General features: G+C 64.5%; 15 protein-coding genes. 1 reads left to right on the top strand and 14 read right to left on the bottom strand.

What is annotated here, in order from left to right; genetic code table 11:
* Positions 1–287: 287 nt before the first annotated feature.
* Positions 288–860 carry a TetR/AcrR family transcriptional regulator gene (locus AC6HZP_RS07305; RefSeq protein WP_497526027.1) on the top strand — a complete coding sequence of 191 codons (573 nt, stop codon included), beginning with the start codon at positions 288–290 and terminating at the stop codon, positions 858–860.
* Positions 861–1,082: 222 nt separating this feature from the next.
* Here the strand turns inward: AC6HZP_RS07305 and AC6HZP_RS07300 are convergent, their stop codons facing one another.
* The 14 genes from AC6HZP_RS07300 to AC6HZP_RS07235 form a co-directional block, all read right to left on the bottom strand.
* Positions 1,083–1,952 (bottom strand): D-psicose 3-epimerase, encoded by an 870-nt coding sequence (locus tag AC6HZP_RS07300; RefSeq protein WP_497526750.1) that lies wholly within the window; start codon positions 1,950–1,952, stop codon positions 1,083–1,085.
* A 70-nt stretch (positions 1,953–2,022) separates the two neighbouring features.
* Entirely contained in the window at positions 2,023–2,688 is a 666-nt protein-coding gene (locus AC6HZP_RS07295) for a nucleoside/nucleotide kinase family protein (protein ID WP_497526026.1), read from the bottom strand.
* A gap of 91 nt (positions 2,689–2,779) precedes the next feature.
* Complete coding sequence (locus AC6HZP_RS07290) at positions 2,780–3,550, bottom strand: SDR family NAD(P)-dependent oxidoreductase (RefSeq protein WP_497526025.1); 771 nt, start codon at positions 3,548–3,550, stop codon at positions 2,780–2,782.
* Between the two features lie 30 nt (positions 3,551–3,580).
* Positions 3,581–4,696, bottom strand: a complete 1,116-nt coding sequence (locus AC6HZP_RS07285; RefSeq protein WP_497526749.1) for an ABC transporter ATP-binding protein — start codon at positions 4,694–4,696, stop codon at positions 3,581–3,583.
* 55 nt (positions 4,697–4,751) lie between these two features.
* On the bottom strand, positions 4,752–5,480 hold the full coding sequence (locus tag AC6HZP_RS07280) for an SDR family NAD(P)-dependent oxidoreductase (protein WP_497526024.1): 729 nt from the start codon (positions 5,478–5,480) through the stop codon (positions 4,752–4,754).
* 65 nt (positions 5,481–5,545) lie between these two features.
* On the bottom strand, positions 5,546–6,370 hold the full coding sequence (locus tag AC6HZP_RS07275) for a carbohydrate ABC transporter permease (protein ID WP_497526023.1): 825 nt from the start codon (positions 6,368–6,370) through the stop codon (positions 5,546–5,548).
* Entirely contained in the window at positions 6,363–7,295 is a 933-nt protein-coding gene (locus AC6HZP_RS07270) for a carbohydrate ABC transporter permease (RefSeq protein WP_497526022.1), read from the bottom strand. Before AC6HZP_RS07270 ends, AC6HZP_RS07275 begins: the two co-directional genes overlap by 8 nt.
* A 66-nt stretch (positions 7,296–7,361) precedes the next feature.
* Positions 7,362–8,789, bottom strand: coding sequence for an extracellular solute-binding protein (locus AC6HZP_RS07265; RefSeq protein ID WP_497526021.1), 1,428 nt, complete (start codon positions 8,787–8,789; stop codon positions 7,362–7,364).
* A 53-nt stretch (positions 8,790–8,842) separates the two neighbouring features.
* Positions 8,843–9,862 carry a LacI family DNA-binding transcriptional regulator gene (locus AC6HZP_RS07260; RefSeq protein WP_497526020.1) on the bottom strand — a complete coding sequence of 340 codons (1,020 nt, stop codon included), beginning with the start codon at positions 9,860–9,862 and terminating at the stop codon, positions 8,843–8,845.
* Positions 9,863–10,130: 268 nt separating this feature from the next.
* Positions 10,131–11,606, bottom strand: a complete 1,476-nt coding sequence (gene cysG / locus AC6HZP_RS07255; protein WP_497526019.1) for a siroheme synthase CysG — start codon at positions 11,604–11,606, stop codon at positions 10,131–10,133.
* A complete protein-coding gene (locus AC6HZP_RS07250) occupies positions 11,563–14,253 on the bottom strand; it encodes a nitrate reductase (protein WP_497526018.1) in 2,691 nt (896 codons plus the stop codon). Before AC6HZP_RS07250 ends, cysG begins: the two co-directional genes overlap by 44 nt.
* Positions 14,254–14,257: 4 nt before the next feature.
* Positions 14,258–14,584: a nitrite reductase small subunit NirD gene (nirD, locus tag AC6HZP_RS07245; RefSeq protein WP_497526017.1), complete on the bottom strand. Its 327-nt coding sequence runs from the start codon at positions 14,582–14,584 to the stop codon at positions 14,258–14,260.
* A 5-nt stretch (positions 14,585–14,589) separates the two neighbouring features.
* The gene (gene nirB, locus AC6HZP_RS07240) at positions 14,590–17,040 is read right to left on the bottom strand and encodes a nitrite reductase large subunit NirB (RefSeq protein WP_497526016.1); all 2,451 of its coding nucleotides are present in this window, start codon (positions 17,038–17,040) and stop codon (positions 14,590–14,592) included.
* 19 nt (positions 17,041–17,059) lie between these two features.
* Positions 17,060–18,376, bottom strand: coding sequence for an MFS transporter (locus AC6HZP_RS07235; RefSeq protein WP_497526015.1), 1,317 nt, complete (start codon positions 18,374–18,376; stop codon positions 17,060–17,062).
* Positions 18,377–18,392 lie beyond the last annotated feature (16 nt).

Below are 18,392 nucleotides of genomic sequence, written 5' to 3'. Positions count from 1 at the left end.
GATTGGTGGCAATATTCAGTATATGCGTCAGTTTACGTAATAAACGTATAAAATTACTTTATAGATATTTGGTATATACGCAGAATACGTAAATCGAGATCGGCAATTTATTGGCAGGAAGCAAGGCCGAATTGGCGTAAATCAACCGTTGTTGATTGTCATGAAATTGGGATCAACCATGGTTGACGAGTGTCTAGCGCCAGATCAACGCGCGTTGACCGAAATCGGGCATCAGACTATTCTGGGAGGAGAAAGATAGCGGGCTAATATTTAAGGTAGACTGATCAATGGCGAAGGGGGCCGGCGCATCGCCGAAGGAAGAGACGACGCGCGATCGCATCCTCAGGGCGGCGATCGTCCAATTTGCCAATAATTCCTATGAGTCGACCGGACTTCGCGACGTCGCCACTGCCGTCGGGGTCGACGTTGCCTATGTGCATCGCTGCTTCGGATCCAAGGAAGCGCTCTTCGCAGAATGCGTCAGAGCCACGATGAAAGACCACGCGGAGGCGAGCAGTCGCGAGGCTCTGATCGACGCCCTGGTCCAGAATGTCGTCAGCCCCGACATGGCGAAGGACGTCCGCCCGCTCGATATCTTTGTGCGGTCCTGTTCGAGCCCGGACGCCTCGCGTGCCCTGAGAGAGAATGCACCCGACTTTCTCAAGGGGCTTTCCGACGAGGGAGACGAGCCGTCCCATCTGCGCGCCACCATGGCGATGGCGCTGCTGGCGGGCGCGAGCATCCTGAAGAACGTGGTCGAAGTCCGCAGCCTGAGTGAGGTCGACGAGGACGCGCTGACGCAGCTCATTTCCAGAACCGTGCGCGAAATCCTGAGTTCCGATACCCCGACCGCCCAATAGCGGATACGCGCCCTCTAACCGCGCATGCCCGCGACTGACATTCTCCTGAAGTGGCAGGGAACGTCCGAGCCCCTCTGCCGATGGCGGGAGCGGTTCGAGCTCGGACGGGATCCCGACTGCGCTAAACGCGGCAAGCCCCCTCTGCAAAGGGCTATCCAGGCGCGCGGTTTTGGCCTGGAGGCGATGGGTGGGCCGGGAATTCTCCCCGGCCCCGGCGCCTGCTCAACCCTCGAGCACGAAGCGCGAGAAGGCGAGCGAGTTTCGTGCGTCCTCGTCCATCTTCGCTTCGTCGGCACCATCGCTGAGATCACGCCAGACCCGGATATCGGATCCGATCGTTCCGCCGGTCTTGACGAACGGCTCCATCACGACGGCACCGGTGTAGTTGATATCGCGAAGCGCGAGGCCGACTTCATGCCACGGAATTCTGCCCTTGCCCGGGACGCGGCGGTTGCTCTCGCCCGTGTGGAAATGTCCGAGCAGCGGGCCGGCGGTCCGGATGGCCTCGCCGAAGCTGTCTTCCTCGATGTTCATGTGGAACGTGTCGAGCATGACTTTGACGTTCGGCTTGCCAACATCCTGCACGAAGGCCACGCCTTCGGCGGCCGTGTTGAGGACGTGGTTCTCGAAGCGGTTCAGCACTTCGATGCAGAGGTTGATCCCGAGGTCGGCGGCGAAGTCGGCAATGCCGTGAATGCCCTCGACACCCCGCGCCCGGTCACCCTCCTTGTCGACCGGCTTCGAGTAGTCGACCGGCCAGTAGGAATGAAGCGCGCCACCGATGGTCTGGATATCGAGCTTCGCCACATTGGTGAGCGTCTGCTCGAAGAATGCTTTTCCCGCCTGGCGCACGGCGCTGTCCGGGGAGGACAGGTTCTTGGTCTTCGAAGGACCAATTCCCGCGGTCAGGACGATGTTGTTGTCCCTCGCGATCTGCCGGATAGCAGCCAGTTCGGCATCGCTGTATTCGTTGATGTGATGCGCAGCGACTTCAATGACATCGAAGCCAAGCTTTGCCACCTTCTCGACGTACGGGCCGAATTTGGCGCTCCATTCCTTTTCCCAATAGGAGTAATAAATTCCGTGCTTCATGGAAGTCTCTCTGAATTTTTGCTGCATGTTTTCGCCGACAGCTCGTCGGCATTCGGAAATCTTTGGCGCTTCAGGATGCCAAAGTGTGGCTCTCGGAGTTCTTCAGACGAAGGTCCGGTTCAGCGCTTCCAGCGATGATCGCCAAACCGTTGGGGAGATCGTTTTCCTCGACCTTCCTGGCAATTTCGGCTTCATCCAGTCCGAAGCTGCGCCAGCGCTGCTGCAGACGGCGCCGCAACTCGTTCTCGTCGACGTCAACGAAGATCGAGAAATCGAAGATCGGCTTCAGGAGATCCCAGGGCGCCTGCTGCGCCAGCAGGTAGTTTCCCTCGCAGACGATGATGTCGACCGACCGGGGAATGAGCCTGCCGCCTGCGCGAGCGATTTCGATCGCGCGGTCGAAGACGGGAATGGCGACGACGTCGTCCGTGTTCGCCTTCAGGCGCGAAAGCATGTGCCGGAGACCATGGGCATCGAACGTATCGATCGCCCCCTTGAAGGCGCGGCGTCCCGCGGCCTCCAGCACGACATCGTCGTAGTGATACCCATCCATGGGGAAGAGCGCGGCGCTGGCCGCGCCGCCCTCGTTGAGCAGCTCGACGGCGCGTTCCGCCAAGGTCGACTTGCCGGATCCGGGCGCGCCCGCCACGGCGATCAGGACGCGCCGGTTTGCGCCGGTGAACCGCTCGAGCGCGATATCCGCGATCTGGCGCGCGTTACTCTCAATGCTACTCATGAAAGATCCCGTTCAGAAACGACGTGACCGCGGCGCCGGCGCGACCACCAGAAGAGACGGCGGTCGCGCCAAGCGCCGAAAGCGTCCCTGCTCACCAGCAGGTGAAGCCACCGTCGACCGGGACGACGGCGCCGGTCATCAGGCTGGCCGCGTCCGAAACCAGGAAGTGCACGACGCTGGCCACTTCGTGGGCCTGGCCGAAGCGGCCCATGGGGGTGTCGCGCCGCCATACGGCTGCGAGGCCGCTGCTTTCCGCATGGCCGATCAGCGGGGTTTCGATGTAGGTCGGAGCGACCGCGTTGACGCGAACGCCTCGGCCAGCCCATTCCGCCGCGAGCGAATGGGTGAGATGGTGCACCGCGGCCTTGGAGGCATTGTAGTGCGACTGGCCCTGGGGCCGGTTGACGATCAGGCCGGACATGGATCCGATGTTGACGATGGATCCGGAACCCTTGGCCAGCATGTGACGGCCAAAGGCGCGGTCACACCAGAACACGCCATTCAGGTTCACATCATTGACGGCGAGCCAGTCGGCATCCTCGACGTCCTCGGCGGCGACAGGCGGCCGGCCGATCCCGGCATTCGCCACGAGAATATCCGCGGCGCCATGTTCGCTAGCGATTTCATCCGCGACCCGTTGCACCGCAGCGGAATCCGTAACGTCCACGACATGCGACAGGGCGGTGAAACCCTTCGCCGCGAGGGAGGCCTTCCCCTCCTCCAGCGAATTGGCATCGCGATCCAGCAGGATGACCTTGGCGCCGGCTTCAGCGAGCGCCTCGGAGATCGCAAGCCCGATGCCGCGGCTGCCACCGGTGACCACCGCGAGCTTGCCGTCCAGTCTCAGTTTTTCCATGTACATTTGGTGTTTCCATTCAAAACAGAAATGCAGTCACGCGGAGACGGCCTGTAACGGCTGCGGCGAGACTGAAGACGGGGCTGCCGGCGCCGTCAGAGCACGGCCGTCCTCACCGAAGACGTGCGAGCGCGCGGCATCCGGCGTGAGGAAAATGGTGTCGCCGCGACGATAGCCGCGTTCCCCAACCGCGCGGACGGTCAGCGTTCCCAGGCCCTTCACATCCACGGTGAAGTACGCGTCGCTGCCGAGCTGCTCCTCGACCAGGATCTTTCCGGACCAAAGGCCAATTTCGCGATCGTAGCGAAGGTGCTCCGGGCGGATGCCGAACGTCACCTTGCCGGACGTGAGGGGCGCCTTGAGGTTGGCGATCTCGATTGCACCGGCCGCGGTTTCGATGCGGTTGTCGCCGGCCGTCGTTGCATCGATGAAGTTCATCTTCGGAGAGCCGATGAAGCCCGCGACGAACTTGTTGGCGGGCGCGTCGTAAAGCGCGATCGGCGTGTCGAACTGCTCCACCCTTCCCGCGTTGAGGACGACGATGCGGTCGGCCATGGTCATGGCTTCCACCTGATCGTGCGTCACGTAGATCATCGTGGTCTTCAATTCGTCGTGGAGACGGATCAGCTCGAGCCGCATCTGGACGCGAAGGGCTGCATCCAAATTGGACAACGGCTCGTCGAACAGGAAGGCGGTCGGTTCGCGCACGATCGCCCTGCCGATCGCGACACGCTGCCGCTGACCGCCGGAAAGCTGACGCGGGTAGCGGTCCAGATAGGGCTCCAACGCCAGGGCACGCGCCGCCGTGAGGACCCGTTCCTTGATTTCAGCCTTCGGCCTTCCGGAGACCCGGAGGCCAAAGCCGATATTGTCTGCGACCGTCAGATGCGGGAACAGAGCGTAGGACTGGAAGACCATCGCGAGTTGCCGCTCGGAGGGGGCAACGTGGGTCACATCCCGTCCGTCGATCATGATGCGGCCGCTCGTGACATCCTCGAGGCCCGTGATGAGCCGGAGCAACGAAGACTTTCCGCAGCCAGATGGGCCGACGAAGACCACATACTCGCCTTCGTTGATCGTCAGGCTGATATCACGAATGATATCGACGTCGCCAAAGCTCTTGACGACGTTCTGCAGCGTTATCTGACCCAATGTGTTTCCTCCGGTAGTACGCGACGTGCACGCGCCGCGATCGACGCCGATCGCTTCAATGGAAGACGATCCCGCCATCGACGTTCAAGGATTGTCCGGTAATGAAAGACGCGTCGTCCGAAGCGAAGAAGGCAACCGCGCCAACGACGTCTTCCGGATTGCCAACGCGGCCCATTGCCGTCTTCTCAAGAACCTTCCGGAGGGTCTCCGGATCTTCAAGGTGTGTCCGGCCCATCTCCGTGGCGATCACGCCGGGGCAGACCGCATTGACGGTAATGCCGCTCTTCGCGACCTCCCTGGCGAGGCCCTGGGTGAAATTGACCACCGCGCCCTTCGAAGCGCAGTAGTGCGTTTCGGTCGGACCGCCCAACTTGCCACCAATCGAGGCGATGTTGATGACGCGGCCCCGCCCGTTGGCAGTGAAGTGCGCCAGGAAGGCCTTGGTGACGAGGAAGGTGCCCTTCGTGTTCACGGCAAACATCCGATCCCATTCGTCCGGCTCGATGTTTTCAGCCGTATGAACCGAGCGGACGCCGGCATTGTTGACCAGCACGTCGAGGCGACCAGCCTTCGCCAGCACCTCCTGCGCCATGGCCTCGACCGACGAGGGATTGCTCACGTCGCAATAGACGATCTCGCATTGGCCGCCATTTGCCTGGACCGTGGCGGCGAGATCCGCGAGCTCAGCCTCGCGCGCCGGAAGATCGTTGGCGAACACCCGGTAGCCTTCCGCCGCCAGGCGCTCGGCAATCGCTCTTCCAATGCCCCGGGAGGCGCCCGTCACCAGTGCCGCCTTGTTCCGTCCGCGGTTCGGTATCATGAGAATTCTCCGTAACGTGTTTCTGTGTCTCAGTCTTTGACTGCGCCCATGGTGACGCCCGAGACGATGTGTTTCTGCATGAAGAAGGTGAAGAGCACCGGAGGCAGGCACTGGATGACAGATGCCGCGGCAATGTATTCCCAGTACACTCGGCCAGTGCCGATGAAGGACGAGATCACGACCGGGAATGTCTTTGCCTCGCGCGTCGTCAGGAACAGCGCCAGCATGAATTCATTCCAGGCGAAGATGAAGACGAACGTCGACACCGCTGCCAGACCGCTCTTGCTGAGCGGCAGAACGACGTCCCGCAGCACCTGCCACCACGTGCAGCCTTCGAGACGCGCGGCCTCGATGAGCTCCTTCGGGACGCGTCGGATGAACGACATCGTCATCCAGACGGCGAACGGCAGATTGAAGCCGGCATAGGCGATGATCAGGCCTGGAAGCGAGTCGAGCAGGCCGACGCCGCGGAAGATCACGAACAGCGGCACCGCGGCTGCGATCGGCGGCATCATTCGGGTCGAGAGAATCCAGTCCGCCAGGGCCTCGCGACCGCGGAACCGATGATTGACCAGCGCAAATGCCGTTGGAACCGCAAAAAGGAGCGCCAGGATCGTCGCGCCGATCGTCGCCACGAGCGAATTGACGATGAACGGCCAGAACTGCGTGATCACATCATAGAAGTTCTGCAGGTACGTGAAGTCCGGGATCCAGACGGGCGGTATGGCAATGATGTCCGCTGTCGGCTTGAAGGCCGCCAGCGTCAGCCACAGCAGCGGCGCCACCGACACGAACACGAAGAGCAGAACCAGGACGAGCGGGCCAAGGTCGCGCAGCCGGAAAGCGTTATTCATCTTCAATTCTCCTGAGGAGCTTCACGGCAAACGTTGTGATGACCATCGAGATGACGAGGATGATGACGGCAGCGGCCGATCCGACGCCCGCCTGGAAGAACTGGAAATTCTGCTGGTAGGCGTAGAGCGTCAGAACCATGGTGGAATCCCCGGGGCCTCCGCGCGTCGTCACGTAGACCACGTCGAAGAACCGCAAGGTGTCGATGATGCGCAGGATGACGCCGAGGAGGACGATGCCCTTGATGGAAGGGATCTCCAGCAGTCTCAGCACGTGATGCCACTTCGCTCCATCGACGCGCGCCGCCTCGTACAGATCGGAGCGGATCGACAGCAGACCCGCCATGATCAGCAGCATCATGAACGGGGTCCATTGCCAGACGTTGATCAGGAGGATCGAGATCATGGCGGCGGTCGATCCGCCGAACCACGCAACCGGACCAAGGCCCACGCCGCCGAGCAGGTAGTTCGCGATGCCGAGCACGGGATTGAAGACGTAAGAGAAGATCATGCCGACAATCAGCGGCGTGACCATCATCGGGACCATGAACAGGGAGCGGAGGCCGTTCACCCACTTGATATGGCTGAGGCTCACGAACGCTTTCGCGATGACGAAGGCGATCACGATCTCGAATGTGATCGAGACGACCGCAAGCAGGCCCGTATTCAGCATCGCCCGCAGGAAAAGCGGATCGGTCAGCAGATTGATGTAGTTGTCCGCGCCGACAAACACCGCGCGCTTCAACGCCGTCAGCTTCACGGCATGCAGGCTGAGGTAGACGGAGTAGAGGAACGGCCAGATGGTCAACAGGGCCAGGAATATGCAAGTCGGAACGATGAACGCCGTCATCTGGAACCGATCGCCATGAATGAAAGCGCGCCGGGGCGCTGCCCGGGGCACACCAGCCTGTATAACGGCATCAGCCATCGTGAAATCCTCCAGTAAACACGAAATCCGAGGGCGGACGGATCGCCCGCCCCCGGAAAGAGTTCGTCAAAGCTGCCCGTTTTGCTTGAGGAGCTTCGTCACGTCCTCGTTCGCGCCATCCATGGCATCCTTCGGGCTCTTCTCGCCGATGATCGCCTTGTTGACCTGGGCTCCGACCGTGTCGATGAGCTGGAATGCAACGGAATTGCGCGGACGAACTTCAGCCCACGAATCCTTCTGACCTTCCAAGAGGACCGACGTCCAGGGGAACTTCGCCTGGATCTCCTTGTCCTCCATCGCCGACAGACGGCTCGGCGGTCCGCCGGCCAGCACGAAGTCGCGATGGACAGGCTTGCTCGCGAACCACTTCAGGTAGTCCCAGGCGATGTCCTTCTGAGCGCCATGCGTGTTGACGCAGGCGATCCAGCCGCCGACCGGAGTGATGGTCTTTCCACCCTCCTTGTGCGGCATCAGCGCTGCCTTGAACTTCCCGGCGATCTGACTCTGCTTGGGATCGTTGGCGATCTGCGCACGAACGGACCAATCGTTGATCATGGCGAGCTTGCCCGCCGCGAACGCGTTGGCGCGCTCATCCCAGGCGAAGGATTCCACGCCCGGAGGACCATAGGCGACCATATCGCGGAAGAACTGGACGAGATCGACCGATTCCTGGGAGTTGAGGAGCGGCGTCTGATCCTTGTAGGGCTCCGCCGAACCGATGTCGTTCGATGCCCAGGGCTTGCCGCCTGCGCTGTAGATCCACTCGAACCACTGCTGACCGGCCGCCGCGCCGCGCTTGTTGTTCATCGCATAGCCGTAGACGCCTGGGAAATCCTTGTTGTTGGTGAAGGTGGCTGCCGCCTTCTTCAGCTCCTCGAACGTCTCCGGAACCTTGATGCCCGCCTTCTCGAACAGGTCCGAGCGGTAGTACATGAGTTCATAGTAGGTGCCGACCGGAAGGCAGACGCGCTCACCTTCCCAGCTCGCCTGGCCGGCTCCCGCCCGGGTGAAGTCGTCCCAGGCAAAGACTTCGGGATTCTCGGCGATCTTGGCTTCGACGGGATCCAGGCAACCGGCTTCGGCGAATTCGCCGATCCAGACGCCGTCGATCAGCATGACGTCGTAGCTGCCGTCGTTCTGGGAACAGGCAAGCAGTTCCTTCTCGTGCAGGGCGTCATAGCCGTAGCCGTCGATTTCCACCTTCGCGCCGGTCGCCGTGGTGAAGCCGTCCTTCACGGCCTTCATCGAGTCGATGAACGGATCGGTGATGGTCATCACGCGCAGGGTCTTGCCCGAGTGGTCGCCGAGCTGGCCCTTCCAGTCTATATCCTCGGCCGCGGCCGCCGATGCCGTGAGCATCGCTGCGGCAGAGAGCAGACCGATCATTTTCGCATGTAGCATATAGTACTCCTCCAGGTTAAAGGCGCATTCGACTACGCTTGTGACGGCGCCAGAGCGTCGACAAAGCTCCTCCCGTGCGGTGAATCGCTCCACCACATTGGTCTTCTCTTGCGGGTGACGTTTATCTGCGCGCGCTTCTCGGCACGCTATGCGGAGCGCACCCCTTCGGCAGCCGGCGCGCCTGTCGACGCCCGGACCAGCAAATCACACAATAATCGCTCGCGTGCGGAGGGCTGGCTCTCATCGCCGAGGTGGCCCCGCAGCCTGTTCCAGATTGCGCGTCCCATCTCGTCAACTGGCTGCCGGATTGCAGTCAGTGGCGGCTTGAACGCGTGCATCCAGGAATAATCGTCGAAACCGAGCACCGAGATGTCCTGGGGGACCGACAGTCCGTTCTTGTTGGCGGAAGCAAGAATTCCGAGGGTCGCGAAGTTCGTCAGAGCGATGAATGCGGTGGCCTGCCGTTCGCCTTCCATGAACGTGCCCAGGCGCTCGGCGGCCGTATCGAAATCGAGGCCGACCTCGATGAGGGTCGGCGCCGCCAGGCCCTCCCTGGAAAGCACCGCTTCGATGCCCTCGCAGCGCTCGCGGATGTTCTGCAGCTTCATGGAGGAGGCCGCGACGACGAACCGACGATGACCGAGAGCGACAAGGTGCTCCGCCGCCTTCACGCCAGCATCGACGTTGTCGACGGTCACGGCATCTCCATCGAATAGCGAAGGCACGCGATCCGCCACGACGAAAGGAACGCCGCTGCCTGACAGGAGTTCGCGGCTCGCAAACTCGTCCGTGCAGGGGATGATCACGACGCCCGCGGGCTTCCAGCCAAGAAGGGCGGACAGCCGGCGCGCTTCTTCCTCAGCATCGCCATGGGAGCTTGCGACGATGATGTCGTACCCTTCCCCCCGGACGCTCGCCTCGATCGAAGCGATCAGGCTGGTGAAGAACGGATTGTTCAGATCGGGAACAATGGCGGCCACGACCTTTGCCTTGCCGGCTCGCAGCTGAGACGCCGCGCGGTCCGGCTGGTAGCCAAGATCGGTTGCCGCGCGGCGCACACGTTCCGCGAGGTCGGGCTTTACGACGCGATTGCCACTAAAGACGTTGGAGACGGTCCCGGCGGAAACGCCGGCCCTGCTGGCAACGTCTTTGATGGATACAACCATAACGCCACACCCCTCCCAGAGCACAAGCATTTTTAAAACGATTTACGGAAAACGTTTTAATTGATTGCCGAATGGATGCAAGAGAGAAATTTCGTGAGGTCGAAATCCCACGATTTGCCCACACCAGCAGTCGCACGAAGGGGTTGTGTTGACGGAGCAACCTCAACCGCGATCCTGAGGGCCGCTTGCAATCCTGCCGGAATGCCATGGCGATCGCATTCGGCCGGCGCGCCGCGCCAGCCTTCGCGTCGCCAAATCCAGCTACCCCTCAGAAGCGCGAGGCCTGGCGGTCGAGCGGGACGTCTGTGGCGCATTCCGCGCGGGCCGCGAAGACCGTGCCGATGCCGATCAGGATGGGCTGGGTCGCGTCGAACGTCGCGGCCAGATTGGGCAGGTCCGCCAGCGTGCCCGACTTAACGACCTGCCCGGCGCGGCCGACCGAGGCGGCGACGATGACCGGCGTCCGGGCCGGCATCCCTGCCCCGACCAGCCGCTCGGCGATGGCGCCGGCGGTGCGTCCGCCCATGTAGAAGATCGTCGTCGTGGCGGGATCGGCGATGGCGCGCCAGTCGATATCGTCCGGCAGGCCGCCCTGTTTCGAATGACCGGTGACGAAGCGCACGGAGCGCGCCTGATCCCGATGCGTCAGCGACACGCCGAGCGAGGCGGCCAGCGCCAGGCCGGCGGTGACACCCGGCACGACGTCGTAGACTATGCCATGCGCCTCGAGCGCGGCGATCTCCTCGCCGGCGCGCCCAAAAATCATCGGATCGCCGGATTTCAGCCGGACGACCCGGTGCCCGGCCTTTGCCAGCGTCACCATCCTCTCGTTGATCTCCTCCTGCTGGCAGCTCGGCCGCCCGGCGCGCTTGCCGACCGGAACGCGCTTCGCCTCGCGGCGCGCCAGTTCCAGCACCTCGGCGGAGACGAGATCGTCGTAAAGGATGATGTCGGCCGCCTGCAGGGCGCGCACGGCCTTCAGCGTCAGATGTTCGGCGTCGCCGGGACCGGCCCCGACGAAACTCACATGGCCGGCGGTCGACGCAGCCGATCCGAGCGCGATGGCCTCGCGCAGCTCCGCTTCCGTGCCGGTGTCTGGCGCGGCGACGAAGGCGCGGTCCGCCAATCTCTCCCAGAACACCCGCCGGCGGACGCTCCCCGCGAGCGCCCCGGCGACCCGCTCGCGCAGGGTCTGCGCGAGCGCCGCCCACTCTGCCAGCGACGGCGGCAGGATCGTCTCGATGCGGCGGCGGATCGCCTGCCCCAGAATGGGCGCGGCGCCGGAGGTCGATATGCCGACGACGACAGGCGAACGATTGACGATCGCGCCGAACTGGAAATGGCAGAAGGCCGGCTTGTCGATGACATTGCAGGCAGCGCCCGCCTCGCGCGCCGCCTGCTCGAATTCGGCCGCCTCGTCCGCGTCGAGATCGGCCAGCGCCAACTCCGCGCCGACCAGATCCGCCGGCCTCCACCGCCGGGCGTGATGCAGAATCGCCGGGCTATCCCGGAGGATCCGGCGCATGGCTTCCGACAATTCGTCGTCCGGCGCGTAGAGATCGACCAGCGCGCCGGCGGCCGAAAGCAGCTCCGCCTTCCACGCGGCGGCATCGGTGCCGCCCACGACGACGGCACATTTGCCATCGAGATCGAGGAAGACCGGAAGCACGGCTAAGGGCTGGATGCGGGCGGAACCGGCTTCACTCGGCGGCCTCGACACGCGTTGCCCCGACACGATTTGCATCGATGATACTCCTGATCTCGGAGCGGCATGAGCCGCAATTGGTCCCCGCCTTCAACGTCTCGCCGATCGCCTGCAGGCTGTCGCAGCCGGCGGCGACGGCATCGGCGAGCTGATTGGCGCCGACGTTGAAGCAGGAGCAGACGATCCGCCCGACGGCGGGCGCCGGCGACGGCGAGCGGCCGGACAGCAGCGCCAGACGGTCGGCCATCGTCAGCGGCTCGCCGGCGCCGAGAAGCGAGACGAGCCAGTCGCGCGCCGGCAGCAGCCCGGCCTGCGCGACGAGCAGCGCCTCGGCCATCCGGTCCGTGTCGTCGACGACGGCGGCGCGATAGGAAAGCCTCCGCCGGTCGCGGTATTCGAGCAGGCGCTCCGCCGGATAGGCCTCGATGAACTTTCGCGCGAGCAGGATGCCCTGGTCGGGCGTCTCCGTGCCGCAGAGTTCGTAGACCCAGCCGCCCTCGACGCGCTGCCGGCTCCAATGCACGAAGCCGGTCGGCCTCAGATCCCGCCGCGTGATCAGCACGCCCTCCCAGGCGACGGCCTCGCGCTGGATCCGGAGCGGCGCATGCTTCAGCTCGGGCTGGCCGGAGAAGACGTCGGTCGCCGGAGAGGCGAGTGGTCCGGCGCCGGCATTCGCCGCGTAGTGGCCGCTCCAGTGCATCGGCAGAAAGGCATGGCCGGGCCGCTGGTTTTCGGTGACGTGCACCCTGGCGCGCGCAAAGCCGTACGGGGTCGTCAGCCGTGCCAGATCGCCCTCGGCCAGCCCGTTCGCGCTGGCGTCGCGCGGATGGAGATCGAGCAGGGGCTGCGGCGCGTTGGCCATCAGCCGGGGCGCCAGGCCGGTGCGCGTCATGGTGTGCCACTGGTCGCGCAAGCGGCCGGTGTTGAGCGTCAGCGGGAAGTCCGGGCTTGCGGCCTGCGCCACGCCTTCCTGCCGCACCGCCACGAAACGCGCCCGTCCATCGGGCGTCGGGAAGCGGCCGTCAGACAGAAGCCTCTCGCCGCTCTCACCATGCTTCGGCTGCGGCCAGAGGCGCGGCGCGAAGCGCTCGTAGTCGGCATCCGCAATGGCCTCCAGGGCGCCGAGATCGAACAGCCTCTCGCCCTGGTTCTCGAAGGCCGACAGCGCCGCGTGCTCGCGGAAGATCGCGGCCGGGCTCTCATAGTCGAACGCCTCGCCGAACCCCATCCGCCGGGCCACCTCGCAGACGATGCGCCAATCCGGCCGCGTCTCGCCCGGCATCGGCAGGAAGGCCCGCTGCCGAGACAGCCGGCGCTCGGAATTGGTCACGAGCCCGACCTTTTCGCCCCAGGTCGCGGCGGGGAGGAAGACATCGGCATAGCGTGTCGTATCGGTGCGGGTGATGTCGGATACGGCGACGAAATCGCAGGCCCGGAGCGCGGCGCGCACGCGACCCGCGTCCGGCATCGAGACGGCCGGATTGGTTCCCATGATCCAGAGCGCCTTGATCCGCCCCTCGCCCACTGCCTGGAACAGATCGACGGCCTTCAGGCCGGGCTTTCGCGAAATGTTCGGCGCGCGCCAGAAGCGCGAGACCCGGTCGATATCGGCCGCATCGTCAAAGTTCATATGCGCGGCGAGCTGGTTGGCGAGCCCGCCGACCTCGCGGCCGCCCATGGCGTTCGGCTGGCCGGTGACGGAGAAGGGTCCCATACCGGGACGACCGATGCGGCCGGTCGCCAGATGGCAGTTGAGGATGGCGTTCACCTTGTCGGTGCCATGCGCCGACTGGTTGACGCCCTGGCTGTAGACAGTGACGACCTTCTCCGTCGCGGCGAAGAGCGCGTAGAAGCGCCTGACGTCGGCAGCGGACAGGCCGCAGCCCTGCGCCACCTTCTCGATGGTGGGCGCGTCCGCCGAGGCGACCGAGATCGCGGCGTCGAAGCCGGAGGTGTGGGCGGAGACATAGGCCTCGTCGACAGCGTTCGAGCGCGCGAGATGCGCGAGCAGCCCGTTGAACAGCAGCACGTCCGTGCCCGGGTCGAGCGCGAGGTGCAGGTCGCTCGCATCGACTGTGGCGGTCCGGCGCGGATCGATCACGACGATCTTCGTGCCGCGCTCGGCCCGCGCCGCGAGCATGCGCTGATAGAGGATCGGGTGGCACCATGCGGTGTTGGACCCGGTCAGCACGATCAGATCAGCCTGCTCGAAATCCTCGTAGACGCCGGGCACGATGTCCTCGCCGAAGGCCCGGCGATGGCCGGCGACGGAGGACGCCATGCAGAGCCTCGAATTGGTGTCGATGTTGCCGGAGCCGATGAAGCCCTTCATCAGCTTGTTGGCGACGTAGTAGTCCTCGGTCAGCAACTGGCCGGAAATGTAGAAGGCGACCGAATCCGGGCCATGCGCGGCGATCGTCTCCGCGAACCGCCTGGCCGTCAGTTCGAGCGCCGTATCCCAATCGGCGCGCCTGCCACCGATCTCGGGATGGAGCACCCGGCTCTCGAGCCCCGTCGTCTCGCCGAGCGCCATGCCCTTGGAGCAGAGCTTGCCCCGGTTGGCGGGATGATCCGGATCGCCGCGGACGGAGACGGCTCCGTCCGCGGCTACCTTTGCCAGCACGCCGCAACCGACCCCGCAATAGGGGCAGGTCGTCCTCACCTCGGCTGTCAGCATCGGGTCCATCGGGCTACTCCGCCGCAACAAGCGCTTCGCCCAAGGCAATCTCGATCCGGCCCTCCGTGACCCGGACGGGGATCGTCGGCACCGATCCCTCGTCGGCGCCCGTCGCCTTGCCTGTTTCCAGCGAAATCACCCAATTGTGCAGCGGGCAGGTCACGGACGTGCCGTGCACGATGCCCTGGGTGAGCGGCCCTCCCTTGTGGGGGCAGTGATCCTCGATGGCGAAGATCCGGTCGTCCTGCGTGCGGAAGACGCCGATTTTTCCGCGCGGCGTGTTCACGCAGCGCGCGCCGCGCCGGGGGATGTCGTTGATCTCTCCGATGTCGAGCCACATGATCGCTACTCCGCCGCCGGGGCCAGTTCGGTGACCGCCAAGGGCCGGAATTCGTGCTTGTCCTTGCCGGAGACGCGCTCCGACCATGGATCGACCTGGGCGAATATCTGGCTGAAGACGAAGCGGTCGTAGAGGGCCTTGCGCCGGTCCAGGTCGGCCATGATCTGGCGGCGGATTTCGTCCAGGCCGATGCGCTTGGCCCATTTGTAGATGCGCTCGAGATAGCGAGCCTGCTCGCGATACATTTGCGTCAGCGCGACGATCGCCTCCAGCGCCTCGTCCTCCGTCCTCACCAGCCCGAGCACTTCCGTGCCCTTGATGTCGAGGCCGGCCGCGCCGGCGAAATGGATCTCGTAGCCGGAATCGACGCAGATGACGCCGACGTCCTTGCAGGTCGATTCCGCGCAATTGCGGGGACAGCCCGACACCGCCATCTTCACCTTGGCCGGCGTCCACGAGCCCCACATGAACTTCTCGATGCGGATGCCGAGGCCGGTCGAATCCTGCGTGCCGAAGCGGCACCAGTCCGTGCCGACGCAGGTCTTCACCGTGCGCAGGCCCTTGGCATAGGCGTGACCTGAAACGAACCCGGCCCTGCCGAGATCCGCCCAGACAGCCGGCAGGTCTTCCTTCCGGACCCCCAGCATGTCGATGCGCTGGCCACCGGTGACCTTGACGGCGGGAATGGCGAACTTGTCGACGACATCGGCGATGGCGCGCAGCTCGCTCGCCGACGTCATCCCGCCCCACATGCGCGGCACCACCGAATAGGTGCCGTCCTTCTGGATGTTGGCGTGGACGCGCTCGTTGATGAAGCGCGACTGGTAGTCGTCGGCATATTCGTCCGGCCAGTCGCAGACGAGGTAATAGTTCAGCGCCGGCCGGCATTTGGCACAGCCGCAGGAGGTCTTCCACTCCAGCTCCTGCATGACCGCCGGAATGGTCTTCAGTCCCTTGGCCTGGATCAGCCGGCGGACCTCGTCATGGCCGAGCTCCGTGCAGGCGCATATCGGCTGCACGGCCGCCGGCTGGTAGCTGTCGCCGAGCGTCAGCGACATCAGCTTCTCGACCAGCCCGGTGCAGGAACCGCAGGAGGCGGACGCCTTGGTGTGGGCGCGGACGTCGTTCAGCGAGGTCAGGCCCTTCGCCGTGATGGTGCTGGTGATCGTCCCCTTGCAGACACCGTTGCAGCCGCAGATCTCCGCATCATCCGCCAGCGCTGCAACGGCTGCCAAAGGGTCCGAGGAGGCGCCCCCCTGGAACGCCTGACCGAAGATCAGCGTGTCGCGCATCTCCGAGATGTTGGTCGCCTTCTTCTTCAGCTCGTTGAACCAGGCGCCATCGCCCGTCTCGCCGAACAGGACCGCGCCGATGATCGCGTTGTCCTGGAGAATGACGCGCTTGTAGATGCCGGCAGAAGCGTCGCGCAGGATGATCTCCTCGCGGTCGTCGCCATCGGCGAAGTCGCCGATCGAATAGAGGTCGATGCCGGTGACCTTCAGCTTGGTCGGCGTGTCCGCGTGGACGAAGCGCTTGTCCTCGCTTTCCGCCAGCGCTGAGGCTGCGACCCTCGCCATCTCGTAGAGCGGCGCGACGAGGCCGTAGACCCGTCCGCCGACCTCGGTGCATTCGCCGACCGAGAAGATGTCGGGATCGGAGGTCTGCATGCGATCGTCGGTGACGATGCCGCGATTGACCTCGAGGCCGGCCTCCCTGGCGAGGCCGGTATTCGGGCGGATGCCGACGGCCATGACGACGAGCGTCGCGGGCAGGATCTCGCCGGTATCGAGCTCGACACCCTCGACCTTGCCGTTGCCGATGATCGCCTTGGTGTTGGCCTTGGTGCGCACCGTGATGCCGCGCTGCTCGACCGCCTTCTGCAGGAGATAGCCGGCGGTCGGGTCGAGCTGGCGCTCCATCAGCGTCGGCATGACGTGCAGCACGGTGACGTCCATGCCGCGCTCCCGGAGGCCGGCTGCCGCCTCGAGCCCCAGCAATCCGCCACCGATCACCACCGCCCGGCTACGCGATTGCGCGGCGAGCAGCATGGCGTTGACGTCATCGAGATCGCGATAGGAGAGCACGCCCGGCAGGTCCTTGCCGGGCACGGGGATGATGAAGGGCTGCGAGCCGGTCGCGATGACCAGCTTGTCGTAGCTCTCCGTCACACCCTGGTCGGAGGTGACCGTCTTCGCAGCACGGTCGATGGCGACGATCCGGTGGCCCTTGTAGAGGGTGATGCCGTGCTTGATGTACCAGCCGTCACCATGGATGACGATTTCCTCATACGCCTTCTCGCCTGACAGGACCGGCGACAGCATGATCCGGTCGTAGTTCACGCGCGGTTCGGCGTTGAAGATGGTGATCTGGTAGCGGTCGGGCGCCGCCTCGAGCAGGTGCTCCAGCATCCTGCCCGGGGCCATGCCGTTGCCGACGATGACGAGTTTCTCGGTCATGTTCGCTGTTTCCCGTCGATCATTCGGCCGGAGAGGCAAGCGCCGGAGAGACCAGGGTCTCCTCCGCCCGCGCGCGGCGATATTCGAGGCGCAGGATGGTGACGTGCATCCAGGCGAGGCAGAGCGCGGCGACTACGAAGAGCTGCATGAAGCAGCTCGACCAGACGCCCGTCAGGTCGTTCAGCGCGCCAAAGGCGATCGGCAGGACGAAGCCGCCCAGCCCGCCGATCATGCCGACCAGGCCACCGACCGCGCCGACATTCTGCGGGTAATAGGCGGGGATGTGCTTGAAGACGGCGGCCTTGCCGATCGCCATGAAGAAGCCGAGCACGAAGGCCGCGACGATGAAGGGCAGCCAGCCGATCTCGACATGGAACGCGATCGGCCCGTTGATGCCGCGCACCGTATAGTCCGTCGCCGGCATAGCCAGCACCGCACAGCAAAGCGCCGATACCGCGAAGGTCCAGTAGAGGACCGTGCGCGCGCCGATCCTGTCCGACAGCACGCCGCCATAGGCGCGGAATACCGATGCGGGAATAGAATAGGCCGCGGCGATGATGCCGGCGGTGGCGATATTGAAGCCGTAGACGCCGATCAGGTAGCGCGGCAGCCACAGCGCCAGGGCGACGAAGCCGCCGAAGACGAAGAAGTAATAGAGGGCGAAGCGCCAGACGCGGATGTCCCGGAGCGGCGCGAATTCGGCGATGAAGCTGCGGGTTGGTCCGGCGCCATGAAGGCGGCGCTGGCGGATGACCGGATCGTCCTCGGTCGAAAACCAGAACACCGCCGCCATGACGGCGAGCACCGCCGCCCAGATCAACGCCACGCTCTGCCAGCCCCAGGCGAGCAGGACGAAGGGCGCGCAGAATTTGGTGACCGCCGCGCCGACATTGCCGACGCCGAAGATGCCGAGCGCGGTTCCCTGCCTTGAGGCCGGATAGAACCGGGACACATAGGCGACGCCGACCGCGAAGGAACCTCCGGCAAGCCCGACGCCCAGCGCCGCGAGCAGCATCTGCGGATAGGTCGTCGCGAAGGCGAGCAGGAACGTCGCGATCGCCGCCGCCAGCATGGTCACCGTATAGACCAGCCGGCCGCCGAGGCGGTCGGTCCAGATGCCGAGCAGCATCCGGACCAGCGATCCCGTCAGCACCGGCATGCCGATGAGCAGGCCGAACTGGGTCTCGCTCAGGCCCATCTCGGCTTTGATCTTGATGCCGATGATCGAGAAGATCGTCCAGACGGCGAAGCAAACGGTGAAGGCGATCGTCGAAATGACCAGGGCGCGGCTGGCGGCCGGGTCCGGTTCTGCGCTGGTCGGGGCTGGATTCGTCATTCCTGGCTCCATGGGG

The organism is Kaistia sp. SLG-1 (assembly GCF_059699055.1).
The sequence above is the reverse complement of the archived record's forward strand: the minus strand, read 5'-3'. Positions and strand labels throughout refer to the sequence as shown.